The organism is uncultured Olsenella sp., from assembly GCF_959602185.1.
In the GTDB taxonomy this organism is placed as follows: Bacteria; Actinomycetota; Coriobacteriia; order Coriobacteriales; family Atopobiaceae; genus Olsenella_I; species Olsenella_I phocaeensis.
The window spans coordinates 1-12467 of sequence record NZ_CAUGRZ010000001.1 but is presented as its reverse complement, the minus strand read 5'-3'; the positions used below and the strand labels follow the sequence as shown (position 1 = coordinate 12467).

Genomic DNA, 12467 nt, shown 5'->3' with positions numbered 1-12467 from the left:
GGGGCGGCGCCCCTCGCCTGCCCCATCGGAAGGGTCGATGCCCATCGGGGCAAGATTCTAGCATCGCCGGGGCGTCCCGGCCGCAGCGACGCGCCGCGAGCCGCCCGCCGCGACGAGGGGGCATCTAGCCCCGTCCCCCGACCGGCACGTGCGCCTCGCCCGCCAGGCGGGACACCCCCGCGTGGTCGAAGGCCTCGAGCAGCATCTGCGCGTACCTACGCGAGATGCCCAGGCGGTCCCGGAACTGCGCCAGCGTCACGGGGGCGCCAGAGGCGAAGAGCTCCCCGAGAGCGGCGCGGGCCTCCTCGTACGCGCTGGCCAGGACCAGCCAGCCGCCGGGCAGCTCGACCAGCGCACCCTCCCCCTCCATGTGGGCGAGAAGGGCCGCGAGCTCCGGCTCGGGAGCGCCGGTCTCCTCGGCGAGCTTGTCGCGCGACGTCGCCCTGAGGCCCCTCTCGCCCAGGACCTCGAGCAGGCGCCCCCGAAGCGCAAGCTGGCGGCCATCCAGATGGGGCTCGAAGCCGGGAAGCCAGGCACGGCCCTCCCCCAGCTCGAGGACGCCCTCGCCCGCGAGCCAGCAGAGCCAGGCGTCCGCGACGGAGGAACAGGAGGCAAGGACGCGCTCGCGCAGCTCCCCCAGCCCCATGCCGCGCTCCAGGGGATGGCCGTCCTGGTGCTCCCCCAGCAGTTCCCTGACCTCGTCGGCGAGCGCACGGGCGCGGGCGGCAGAGGCGAGCCCGCCCCCCATGCGGACGCAGGCGCCGGAATCCACCAGCCGGCCGGCGATCCGCCCCGCCTCCCGGGGCGAGAGGTTCTGCGCCACGGCGAGCCGGCCCTCCCCCGGGAGCGCGAGCCCCGCGTCGTCGACGCGCTGGGCCAGGGCCTCCTCGGGCGTGTCGGCGAGGCGGGCGAGGCGCGCGAGGACCTCGGGACGGTGGCGCTTCAGGCGCCTCGAGCCGAGCTCGAGGATGCGCCCGCCGCCCACCGTCACCATGGGAGAGAAGAAACGCACGACGAAGCGGTCATTCGCCCTGGCCGCGAGCGTCCCCTGGAGGCTCAGCTGCGCGAAGCCACGCTCGCCGGGGAGGAGCTCGTCGGCATCGAGGAGGCGGAGCCTGCCCACCAGCTCCTGGGTGCCGCAGAAGAGGTGGAGCGAGGAGGAGTTCCTGAGCGAGAAGCGCGCGTCGCCCGTGACCTCGAGCTCCACCGTGACGCGGTCCGCCAGCTCGACCGTGCCCGGAAGCGCCAGGACGTCGCCGCGCCCGACCTCGGAGCGCTCGACGCCCGCCAGGTTGGCCGCGACCCGCATGCCGGCCACGGCCTCGCCCACCGCCGCGCCGTTGCTCTGGAGGCCCCGCACGCGCACCCGCGCATGGCCGGGATACAGCTCGAGCTCCTCTCCCACGCGGATGCGCCCGTCCACCAGGCTCCCCGTGACCACGGTGCCGAACCCCGCCTTCGTGAAGGACCGGTCTATGGGGAGCCTGCAGGCACGGTCCGGGTCGCGGCGAATCGAACCGCGGGACCCCGGACCCTCCGCGAGCCTTGAGATGACGTCCCTCAGCTCGTCCAGGCCCTCCCCCGTGACGGCCGAGCAGCGCACGCAGGGAGCCCCCTCCAGGAAGCTCCCCCTCACGCGCTCGCGGAGGTCGGCCTCGACGGCGTCCGCCCAACCCGCGTCCACGGCGTCGCACTTGCTGAGCACGAGGACACCCCGCCTCACGCCCAGGAGCTGCAGGATCTGGAGGTGCTCCTGGGTCTGGGGCATGAAGCCCTCGTCCGCGGCGACCACCATGAGCACCAGGTCCATGCCCGTGGCCCCGGCGATCATGTTGCGCACCAGGCGCTCGTGGCCGGGGACGTCGACGACGCTCGCCACCTGCCCGTCGGGCAGCTCGAGGCGCGCGAAGCCGAGGTCCACGGTGATGCCCCGTTCGCGCTCCTCCTTGAGCCGGTCGGTGTCGATCCCCGTGAGGGCGCGCGTCAGCCAGGTCTTGCCGTGGTCGACGTGGCCGGCCGTGCCTATGACCAGCTCGCTCATCGGGCGCCTCCGCCCGCGATGCGCCCGAGGGCGCGCACCACCTCGTCTTCGTCGCCCTCCTGGAGGGTACGCACGGAGAGCACGACGCGGTCGTCCCTCAAGAGGCAGACGACGGGGACGGGGGCCGCCCTGAGGAGTGCCTCGAGGCGTGCGGAGGGCGTTCCCGCGAGCTCGAGCTCCACCCCCGCCCCCGGGAGGAGCGTGCTCGGCAGAGAGCCGCCCCCGGCCTCGTCCTCGAGCTCCACCACCCTGCAGGCGAAGGCGGGCAGCTCGCCCGCGACCCGTGCCGCCAGCGCCTCGGCCCTGGCGAGGAGCTCCTCTCGCCCGAGGGACAGCATGCGCAGCGTGGGGACGTGACCCAGCGCGTCGGTCTGGCTGCGGCTGAGCCTGAGCGTGGCCTCGAGGGCAACGAGCGAGAGCTTGTCTATGCGCAGGGCGCGGGCCAGGGGGTTTTGCCTGAGCCGGGCCACGAGCTCGGCCCTGCCCACGACGATGCCCGCCTGGGCCGAGCCGACCAGCTTGTCTCCCGAGAAGCAGACGAGGTCCGCACCGTCCCTTATGGCCGCGCGGGGGGAGGGCACCCCGGGCAGCCCCAGGGCCTCTCCGGGCATCAGGAGGCCCGCACCCAGGTCGAAGAGGAGGGGGATCCCCGCCTGGCGGGCGATCGCGGAGAGCCCGGGCAGGCCCACCTCCTCGGTGAAGCCGCCCATGTAGAAGTTGCTCCGGTGCACCTTGAGGATGGCGCCGGCCCCCTCGGCCACGGCGCGCTCGTAGTCGGCCGGGTGCGTCTTGTTGGTGGTCCCGACCTCCACGAGGCGCGCACCGCCGCGCGCGAGGATGTCCGGCACGCGGAAGGAGCCGCCTATCTCCACCAGCTCCCCGCGCGAGATGGCGACGTCCCTCCCGCGGCAGATCGTGTCGAGCATGAGGAGGGCTGCCGCCGCGTTGTTGTTCACGACGAGGGCGTCCTCCGCGCCGCAGAGCTCGCGGAGCAGCCCCTCGACGCAGGAGCCGCGCCCTCCCCGCGCGCCATCCCCGAGCTCGTACTCGAGGTTGGAGTAGCCCTGCGCCACCTCGGCGACGTGGGCCGCGACCTCGGGGCCCAGGGGAGCGCGCCCCAGGTTGGTGTGGAGGACGACGCCCGTGGCGTTGATGGTGCGCCTCAGCTGGTGGGGCCCGCGGGCGAGGTAGTCGTCGGCGATGTCGCGGGCAAGCTCGTCCTCTCCCGCGACGTGGTCCCGCTCGCCCGAGAGCACCTCCTCCCTGAGGCGTGCGAGCGAGGCGCGGACGAAGTCCGTGAGCTGGCCTGCCGGGACCTGGCCCCTGAGCGCCGCCATGCGGGGGCTTCCCAGGATTGCGTCCACCCGCGGGATGCTGCGCAAGAGGCTCTTGTCGGCCATGGGGCCCTCCCTCGTGGGGGTCGTGTGGGGCGCCGGGCGCGGGCCCGGCGCCGGGGTTGGCTTGGCGGGAGCAGGTGGGAATCGAACCCACCCGAGCAGTTGCCTGCCCGAACTGGTTTTGAAGACCAGAGGGCGCACCAGTCGCCCATCTGCTCCCCTCTGGCCCGAGATGGGCCGAGTCGGCGGCACGGCCGGCGAAAGGGGCTCCCGCCGCAGCGGAAGGCCGCCTCCAGAACCTTAGCGCAGAAGCGGGGTGCCGGTCGCGCCGCGGAGTGCGCATTTCGCACGGCAGGGCACGCATTCTATTACGGCGGGGCGCGCATTCTAAATCTGAAATGCGCGTCTCGCCGCAAAATCGCAGGTCAACGGAGGAAGGTGCGCATTTCAGATTTGAAATGCGCACCTTGTGGCAAAACGGGTGTGCGGACGATTTCCTGGACCGCCTAGACTGTCAGCCCCAGACGCCTCCGACGCTCGTCCGGCGTCTCCCAGACCCAGCGCCCGCCCTCGCGGCAGCGCCTCGCCCGCCCCTCCCGATAGTGTCGCAGCCAGCCGTCGGGCCTCCCCACGGGCTCCTCCGCCGTGACCCCGCCCCAGTCCCTGCCGCGGAAGAACCCGTCCCTCGACAGGCCGAAGAAGCCCTCGGCGGGGGCGTTGCCGGGGCTCCTCCCCTTGCGGGACATCGAGCGGGCCGGCCCGTGCTCGGCGCAGGCGGACTTCCGGCCCGGCCACCGGTAGTGGCAGCCCCGGTCCGTGTGGACCACCGGCGCCTCCCCCGGGGAGAGGGTCGCGCGGGCGGCGCGCGGCGACGACTCGGCGAGCCACGCGCTCGGGCTGGTGCCCACCGACCAGGCCACGGGCCTGGAGTCGAAGAGGCCGACGGCGGGCGAGAGGCACGCCTTGCGGGGGTCGCCCGGGAGGCGGAACTCGGTGATGTCCGAGACCCAGGGCTCGTTGGGCCGCGAGGCGGAGAAGTCGTGGGTGCCGTCGGGCCGCAGCGGGAGGTTGGCGGGCGCCTCGTCGACCTCGCCGGCGCAGGAGCCGTGCCGGCGCCGGCGCCCCAGGCAGAGGGGCCTGAGGCCCCGCTCGCGCATCACGCCGCGCACCACCTTCTCCGAGACCGGGCGGCCGAGCCCGGGCGCGAGCTCGCGGCGGACGAAGCGGTAGCCGCGGGCGCAGCGGCCCCCCTCGCGGAAGGCCTCCTCGACCCGCCCCGCGACCTCGGCCCTGCGGTCCCTGGGGTCGCCCCGCAGGAGGAGCCCCCGCCAGCACTCATAGGGGCTCTTCGATATCCCCGAGAAACCGGTGGTCGAGCGGAGGGGCAGGCCTGTCTCCCGCCCCGATCTCTCGCCGAGCTCGCGCTTGCTCCTGCCCGAGATCGAAGCCGGGTCCCACCCTCCCGCCTTTGGGTCGGCCAACACCGCCCTGAGCAGCAGGTCCCCTGTCTGGTCGGGCGTGAGCCCGGACAGCGGCCCGGAGTCGGGCGGGTCGTAGAAGCCCCTCACCTCGCGCCCCCTCTGCCTCGTCGCCCCCGCGTCGCCGACGATCGTAGCGCCGCGCCGCCCGCCCGGCCCGCCCAGGACGCTGTGCGGGAGGTGGCCGTGGGCCCACCCCCGCACGGCGCTCGGCCGCGGAAATCCACACCTCGGGGAACTGGTAGGCGCAGCCCACGTGGTCGTGGTGGTGGTGCGTGAGGGCGACGGAGAGTGGCAGTCGCGAGATGCCCTCGACGGTCGCCCTGAGGTCGCCCAAGCCCTCGCCGGTGTCCACGAGGAGCGTCGTCTCGTCGCCCACCACCAGGAACGCACGGTTGTCTCCCACGTCGGTGAGCCTCCACACGCAGGGCCTGACCTGCGCCACATTCCACTCCGCCCTCTGCGGCATGATTCCTCCACTCATAGGGGAGGGTGCCCGGCCCAAAGGCCGGGCACCCCACGTTCAGACTACCTGTGACAACATCCAGCCGGACCTAGCGATGGATGTACTCGCCCGCCTGGTACCTCGGGGGAACGACCGGAAGCTCCAGGTAGGAGGCATGCTGGCCACCGGTGTGGACGCAGTGCGTGCCATGGTTCTCCTGGTCCCAGGCCAGGGGCTCGAACCAGCCCTCGCGGATGTAGCGGCCAGAGACCTGGATGCGGAAGCGCTCGCCCTTGTGATAGACGCGGGCGGTGGGGACGATGGCGATCTCGACCTCGCGGACCTCGCCCTCGGCAAGCTTGGCCGGCTCGTCCCTCATCGTGTACACGGGGTTGTGCTTCTTGGAGAGCTTGGTGTCCACGATGGCACGGGAGACGCGGCACTTGCCCCAGGCGCCGGGGTGCGGCTCGTCGAGCGTCGTCCAGGGCACCCACGTGCCGTCGGCGGCAGCCTTCTGCACGTTGACGAAGAGGTCCATGTCGTCATGGCCCTCGCAGGACACGAACAGGTGGAGGTCCATGTAGCCGGTGACCTCGATGTCCTCGGGGAGGACGTAGTCGAAGTTGAGCTCTCCCCTGTTGGCGTCGTACGTGGCGACGGCCTCGGCCTCGGGCTTGTCAAAGCCGGCGGCGAAGGTCTCCTTGGTGCCGCCGTCCTGGCTGACGTCGGCGGAGTCGACGTGCGTGCTGGCGTCGAGGTAGAGGTTCCTGTACTCGGTGCGCTTGATGGGCCAGGCCTTCTCGGGTCGCTTCTCCTGGTAGTCCACGTCATAGGCGTCCATGACGTCCAGACGCACGCGCGGGGTCATCTCCCAGCCGTTGTGGATGCCCTTCAGGTAGCGATCATAGAAGCGCTTGAGATCCTCGAGGTTGTCGGGGTCGTAGGTGTCAGGCCACTCGAAGTCGCGGTGGGCGCGGAGCCACTTGAGGTGGCTGCGGCAGCGGCGCCAGGCGTTGACGGAGCCCGGCAGGTGGAAGTGGGACCAGCCGGCGGTCTGGTACACGGGGATCTTGATCTTCTTGAAGTCGGCGCGCTTGTCCTCCCAGTACTCGTTCATGGTGGGATACATCTGCGCCATGGAGACCTGGTCGTCGACGCCGTTGGGGCCGGTCACCTGGGCTGCGATGAACTTGTTGAACGAAAGCGCGGGCACGCCGCCCTCGTAGAAGCTCTCGCGATAGAGGTCGGTGGTGCACTCCCAGGGAGCGATGCACTTGAGGTGCGGAGGGCACTCGGCAGCGATGCCCCACTGGTGCATGGCCACACCGGAGTTGCCGGACATGCCCACGTTGCCGTTGCACCAGGGCTGGGCGCCAAGCCACTCGACGAAGTCGTAGCCGTCCTCGCGGTCCTGGTGGGTGAACATGTGGACCGAGCCCTCTGAGTGGCCGGCACCGCGCACGTCGACGTTGGCCACGGCGTAGCCCTGGTAGCACCAGTAGAGGGGGTCGGGCGACTCGAACTTTGCGGTCTTGGAGACGGTCATGGGAGGCACGCCCATGATCTGCCACTCGCTCATGCCGTCACCGGGGCGCTTGCCGAACCAGGACCAGGAGACGATGGCCGGGACCCTGGCGCCCTCGATCACGTTGCCGTCCTCGTCCAGATCGCCGGGACGGAAGATGTCCGTATAGATCCTGCAGCCGTCGCGCATGACCACTTCCTGGTCCTGCATGCAGATGACGCCAGGGGCGACCTGGTATACGCGCTGGTTGAAGGGAGGGCAGAAGCCCTGGCCCATGCGCGCCATGGGGTCGTCGGAGGCGGAGAGGTCGACCTCGGCCTGGTTGTCGTTGGGCTGGCGGGCCACGAGGTAGGCGGTCATCATCTCGACGCCCTTGAAGGTCTCGGGCCTCAGGTAGAGGTAGCGCTCGCGGTCCGTGTCAAAGTAGACGGGCCACTCGTCGGAGTACTCCTCGCCGCTGCCCTGAACGAGGTCGGAGACCTTCTTGTCGGTCACGGCCTTCCAGTGCTCGGGAATCTTGTAGTCAAGCATCGGCACTTCTTTCTCAACGTGAACGAAATGTCCGTGCTGCGCGGCACGGAAAACGGCTGGCGCTACTCGTCAAGCAGCTCGCACACGAAATCCGTGGCCTCGCCAAAGGTCGCGCAGCGGCGGAACTTCATGTAGGGCACCTCGATGTCGAGCTCGTCCTCGATGTATGTGGTGATCTGCGACACCTGCACGGACTTGATGCCAAGGTCCTCGAACCTGGTGTCCTCGGTGAACTCGGAGGGGTCCTTGCCAAAGAGCTGGCCGGCACGGGTGGTGAGCGCGTCCCAGACCTCCTGGCGATCCTCGTCCATTGCTGCTCCCTTCGTCGAGGGGACGCGTCCACGCCCCCGCCCGCGAGCGTCCGCGGGCCTGCCTTCTGGTTCGAGGCTCAGTATCCGCGCGCGTCACGGGACGGGCAATGTGGGCCGACTCAAATGGACGGGCGCAGGCAAGGTAGCAATTTGTGCTTGAGTGCAGCGTTTGCGCATCCGATGCCACGGGGAGGGGGTGGGGTGGGACCGCGTAGAAGCAGGGTGCGAGCAGAGTGAACCCACTCGAGGTGCGCATTTTAAATCTGAAATGCGCACCTCTCCACAAAACCCCAGCTCAGCGGAGGGAAGTGTACATTTCAAATCTAGAATGCGCACGTCGCACCGGCTGCGGAGCGTCTGGGCCACGCAGCAGCTCATATGCGCGGCGTGGCAGCTAGCTCGAGCGACGGCGTTTGCCCGCGGCGGCATTCGCCCGCTACGGCGTTCGTCCGCGCAGCCTAACGCTCGCGACGTCGTCCCAGGAGGAAGGGCAGGTGCCGCCGGATCAGCCGCTCCACGGGAACGAGGACGAGAACGGAGGCCAGGGCGAGGAGGGCACCCACACCGAGCTGCGCTGCGAACGGCGCGTCGTGGAGGTCGACGCCGGCAAGCGAGAAGAGCAGCAGCTTGCAGAGGTTCATCGACGGGGCCGAGAGCGCATAGAGCACGAGGCTCCTGCGGCCCAGCTCCCGCAGGGGGCCGCACTCTCCCAAGGCAAGCGAGAGGAACGCCACGGCAAGGGTCCCCGCCAGCGCCAGGAGCAGCATGAGCGCCGCCTGCGGAACGGCCAGGGCGAGGGAGGGGCTCTCCCCCCCGGGGAAGAGCGCCACGTACTCCTGGGTCACGTAGAGGTCGGGCATGACGCGGTGGGCGACGAGGGCCAGCACGACCGCGAGTGCCAGGGCAAGGGGCACGAGCGCACCGCGCGGCACGCGGGCCAGCGCCCCCCTGAGCGCGACGCCCAGGAGGATGTAGCCCGCCGCCTCCACGCCCCTGAGGAGGCAGAGGGGCAGCTTGACCTCCGGTCCCACGGTCCACCAGAGCTGGGACGCGAGAACGAGCAGGACCCCGACGAGGGCGCAGGCGGGGACGTGCCCCCCCTCGCCCGCCCCATCGTCGTCCGGGCCGGCGAGGGCGCGGAGCACCAGGAAGGCGAGGAGCTGCCCCCAGAAGTACGCCCAGAGGAACCAGAGGCCCTCTCCCATGACCAGGACGTCGAACGCCGAGGTCGCGAGGTCCTGGGTGCCCTCGATCGCGAACGAATCCCCGAGGGCGGGCGCCAGGGCGAGGGCGACGGGCTTGAGGAGGTAGTAGAGCGAGAAGACGTAGTACGGGACGAGAAGACCCCGGGCGCGCCTTTGGGCGAAGCCCGCAAACCCCCGTCCCCTGGGACGCAGGACCACCCCGCCCAGGAAGAAGAAGAGCGGCATGTGGAAGAGGTAGAGGTCGTAGTGGAGCTCGGCCAGGGCCGGCAGCCAGACGCTCTGGCCGTCGCCGTTGGTGAGGTGGCCCAGGGCGACGAGGAGGATGCCCAGCCCCTTGGCGACGTCCACCCAGGGCAGCTTGGTGCCCGCGGCGTCGCTCCTGGCGGTCGTCTCCCCCTCCATGTCAGCTCCTTGGTAGCTTCTGGTGGCTTCCCGGCGGGCTGCCACGCTTACGGGTCTGGGCGAGGCCGGAGCCCCGCCCAGACGACTTCGCATGCCTTTCCGATGCCGCGCGACTAGATCGCGACGATGTTCACGAGCTTGCCGGGGACGACGATGACCTTTTTGACGTCCTTGCCGGCGATCTGCTCGGCGACCGCCTCGCGCGCCGCTGCCTCGAGCTCGTCCTTGCCCGCGGCGGCGGGAACCATGATGCGGGCGCGGATCTTGCCCTTGACCTGCACCACAATCTCGACGCTGTCGCTCTTCGCCTGGTCGGGGTCGAACTCGGTCCAGGGCTCGTCGTAGACGGAGCCCTCCCTGCCCAGTGCCTCGTGAAAGAGCTCCTCCGCCCAGTGCGGGCAGATGGGAGCCAGCATGGTCACGATGGCATGGGCCGCTCGATAGCAGACCGCGGCGTCGCGTCCGGCGGGCTCGGTCTCGTTCAGGTACTTGCTCGCCGCGTTGACAAGCTCCATGCAGGCCGAGATGGCGGTGTTGAACTGCCCGCGGTCGAAGTCGGAGGTGCAGCGCAGGCCCATCTCGTTGAGGCAGCGGTTGAGCTCCCTCGAGGCGGCGTCAGTCGTCGCAAGGTCGAGCCCTGCCCTAGCGTCCGCGGTCTGGGAGAGGCCCCACACCACGCGCCAGGCGCGCTTGATGAAGCGGTTCGCGCCGGCGACGGCCTCCTCGTCCCAGTCGAAGTCCTTCTCGGGGGGAGCCACGAAGAGGATGGCCAGGCGCATGGTGTCGGCACCGTAGGGCTCGATCACGCTGGAGGGCGGCACGACGTTGCCCTTGGACTTGCTCATGGTCTCGCCGTTGGCGTCCTTGACCATGCCCTGGCAGAGCAGGTTGGTGAAGGGCTCGTCCACGTCTATCATGCCCAGGTCGCGCAGGACCTTGGTCCAGAAGCGCGAGTAGAGCAGGTGCAGGATGGCGTGCTCGATGCCGCCCACGTAGTTGTCGACGGGCATCCAGCGGTCAACGGACCCCTTCGAGAAGGGGGCCTGGTCGTTGTGCGGGTCGCAGTAGCGCAGGTAGTACCAGCTCGAGCAGGTGAAGGTGTCCATCGTGTCGGTGATGCGACGGGCAGGCCTGCCGCAGCGCGGGCAGGTCGTCTCGTAGAAGGGGGCGTACTCGGCCAAGGTCTCGCCGGCACCGAGGTCGAGGTTGTCGGGCAGGAGGACGGGCAGGTCCTCCTCGGGCACGGGAACGTCGCCGCAGTCGTCACAGTGGATCATGGGGATAGGGTTGCCCCAGTAGCGCTGACGGCTGATGAGCCAGTCGCGCAGGCGGAACTGGACCTTCTCGCGGCCCACGCCCCTCTCGCCCAGCCACTTGATGATGGCGTCGACGGCCTCGGAGTGCTTGCCGCCCTTGAGGCCGGTGAACTGGCCGGACTGCACCAGGTAGCCCTCGGCGTCCATGGCGTGCTCCCAGTCCACGCTGCGCACGCGCAGCTCGCGCTCGTCCTTGAGCTCCTCGTAGAGTGGGTCGTCCTTCTTGCAGATGATCGGGGCTATCTCGAGGCCGTACTTCTTGGCGAAGTCGAAGTCGCGCTGGTCGCCGCAGGGGACGCCCATGACGGCGCCGGTGCCATAGTCCATGAGGACGTAGTCGGCGACCCAGATGGGCGCGGGGCGGCCGTTGATGGGGTTGATGACGTAGCGCCCGGTGAAGACGCCGTGCTTCTCCCTGCCGGAGCCCTGACGGTCAACGCTCGAGACCTTCTCGGTCGCGGCCTTGAGCTCCAGGAACTCGGCCTCGTGCTCGCTGCCGGCGACGAGCTCGGCCGCCAGCGGCGACTCCGGGGGCAGCAGGAAGAAGCTCACGCCGAAGAGGGTGTCGGCGCGGGTGGTGAAGACGGTGACCTTGCGGTCGGTGGGGGTCACGCCGTCCTCGGCCGCCAGGACGAAGTCGATCTCGGCTCCCTCGGAGCGGCCGATCCAGTTGCGCTGCTGGGCCTTGACGTTCTCGGGCCAGCCCTCCAGCTTGTCGAGGTCGTCCAGGAGCTCCTGGGCGTAGTCGGTGATCTTGAGGTACCACTGTGAGAGCTCGCGCTTCTCGGGAATCGAGCCGCACCTCCAGCAGCGACCGTCCACGACCTGCTCGTTGGCGAGCACGGTCTTGCAGTGGGGACACCAGTTGACGGGCGAGGTGGCGCGGTACGCCAGGCCCTTCTCCCACATCTTGATGAACATCCACTGGCCCCAGCGGTAGTACTCGGGGTCGCAGGTGTTGAACATGCGGTCGTAGTCATACGAGAAGCCCATGCGCTTCATGGTCTTGACTGCCTGGGCGATGTTCTGGTGGGTCCACTCGCTCGCCTGGGTGTTGTGCTTGATGGCGGCGTTCTCGGCGGGCAGGCCGAAGGCGTCGAAGCCCATGGGGTGCAGCACATCGAAGCCGCGCATGCGGGCCTGGCGCGCCATGGCGTCACCGATGGTGTAGTTGCGCGCGTGGCCCATGTGCAGGTCGCCCGAGGGGTACGGGAACATCTCGAGCACATACCTCTTGGGCTTGGAGGGGTTCTCGTCGGTCTTGTAGAGCGACTCCTCCTCCCAGCGCGCCTGCCACTTGGTCTCTATCCTCTGGGCGTCATAGGCGGGAACGTCGCCCGTCTCGCGCCTGACATCGCTGTTCTCAGCCATGAGTTCCTTTCCTTGGCACAAAAAGACATACATGGGGGAGTATAGCGAGAAACGCGTCGCGGTCTCGCGCAGGGCGCTGATGCGGACGTGCGGTCACTGCGCTGCCACACGTCCGTGGCGCCTGCCAGGCGAGCCGACAAGGAAGAGGGGCCAGGCTCAGCCTGACCCCTCGGACTCGGCACCTTGCAAGGAGGCCTGACGGGGCGCCTAGGCCTTGTCGTCCCTGCGACGGAGGCGGAACGCGACGAGCAGCGAGGCGGCGGCAAGGCCTGTGACCGCCACGTACGCGACGGGAGAGAGGTCGTCCCCGGTCTTGGGGAGCCTGGAGAGGACCTTGCGGACCACGTGCCCCACATGCCCTGGGAGCGCGGGCACCGGTCCGGGCTGCGGAGCCGGGTCCGGCGTCGGGTTGGGGGTCGGATCTGGCGTCGGATCGGGCTTGGGGTTGGGGTTGGGGTGGGGGGGCGCACACGACTATGCCGCATTCCCTTTCGCCATGGGAGCC

General features: G+C 70.0%; 8 protein-coding genes, 1 tRNA gene and 1 pseudogene. All 10 read right to left on the bottom strand.

Features of this window, described 5'->3' with window-relative positions:
• Window positions 1–124 precede the first annotated feature (124 nt).
• The 10 genes and pseudogenes from selB to Q5923_RS00005 all read right to left on the bottom strand — a co-directional run bounded on the left by selB (window position 125) and on the right by Q5923_RS00005 (window position 12307).
• A complete protein-coding gene (gene selB, locus Q5923_RS00045; protein ID WP_303131275.1) occupies window positions 125–2041 on the bottom strand; it encodes a selenocysteine-specific translation elongation factor in 1917 nt (638 codons plus the stop codon).
• Window positions 2038–3441: an L-seryl-tRNA(Sec) selenium transferase gene (gene selA, locus Q5923_RS00040; protein ID WP_303131272.1), complete on the bottom strand. Its 1404-nt coding sequence runs from the start codon at window positions 3439–3441 to the stop codon at window positions 2038–2040. The genes selB and selA overlap by 4 nt, the downstream gene beginning before the upstream one ends.
• Before the next feature lie 62 nt (window positions 3442–3503).
• Window positions 3504–3598 (bottom strand) — tRNA-Sec (locus Q5923_RS00035).
• A gap of 286 nt (window positions 3599–3884) precedes the next feature.
• Window positions 3885–4946, bottom strand: a complete 1062-nt coding sequence (locus Q5923_RS00030; protein ID WP_303131269.1) for a DDE-type integrase/transposase/recombinase — start codon at window positions 4944–4946, stop codon at window positions 3885–3887.
• Window positions 4947–4989: 43 nt separating this feature from the next.
• Window positions 4990–5325, bottom strand: a pseudogene (locus tag Q5923_RS09520) (MBL fold metallo-hydrolase); the annotation flags it as partial.
• 85 nt (window positions 5326–5410) lie between these two features.
• Window positions 5411–7357 carry a CocE/NonD family hydrolase gene (locus Q5923_RS00025; protein ID WP_303131266.1) on the bottom strand — a complete coding sequence of 649 codons (1947 nt, stop codon included), beginning with the start codon at window positions 7355–7357 and terminating at the stop codon, window positions 5411–5413.
• A gap of 62 nt (window positions 7358–7419) precedes the next feature.
• Window positions 7420–7668 (bottom strand): acyl carrier protein, encoded by a 249-nt coding sequence (locus Q5923_RS00020; protein ID WP_303131263.1) that lies wholly within the window; start codon window positions 7666–7668, stop codon window positions 7420–7422.
• Between the two features lie 458 nt (window positions 7669–8126).
• Complete coding sequence (locus tag Q5923_RS00015; protein WP_303131261.1) at window positions 8127–9275, bottom strand: acyltransferase family protein; 1149 nt, start codon at window positions 9273–9275, stop codon at window positions 8127–8129.
• 113 nt (window positions 9276–9388) lie between these two features.
• Window positions 9389–11962: a leucine--tRNA ligase gene (gene leuS / locus Q5923_RS00010; protein ID WP_303131260.1), complete on the bottom strand. Its 2574-nt coding sequence runs from the start codon at window positions 11960–11962 to the stop codon at window positions 9389–9391.
• Between the two features lie 207 nt (window positions 11963–12169).
• Window positions 12170–12307: an LPXTG cell wall anchor domain-containing protein gene (locus tag Q5923_RS00005; RefSeq protein ID WP_303131257.1), complete on the bottom strand. Its 138-nt coding sequence runs from the start codon at window positions 12305–12307 to the stop codon at window positions 12170–12172.
• Window positions 12308–12467 lie beyond the last annotated feature (160 nt).

Excerpts from the sequence above, each read along its gene's own strand:
- selB (WP_303131275.1), bottom strand. The coding sequence starts at position 2,041 with ATGAGCGAGCTGGTCATAGGCACGGCCGGCCACGTCGACCACGGCAAG.
- selA (WP_303131272.1), bottom strand. The coding sequence starts at position 3,441 with ATGGCCGACAAGAGCCTCTTGCGCAGCATCCCGCGGGTGGACGCAATC.
- Q5923_RS00025 (WP_303131266.1), bottom strand. The coding sequence starts at position 7,357 with ATGCTTGACTACAAGATTCCCGAGCACTGGAAGGCCGTGACCGACAAG.
- Q5923_RS00020 (WP_303131263.1), bottom strand. The coding sequence starts at position 7,668 with ATGGACGAGGATCGCCAGGAGGTCTGGGACGCGCTCACCACCCGTGCC.
- Q5923_RS00015 (WP_303131261.1), bottom strand. The coding sequence starts at position 9,275 with ATGGAGGGGGAGACGACCGCCAGGAGCGACGCCGCGGGCACCAAGCTG.
- leuS (WP_303131260.1), bottom strand. The coding sequence starts at position 11,962 with ATGGCTGAGAACAGCGATGTCAGGCGCGAGACGGGCGACGTTCCCGCC.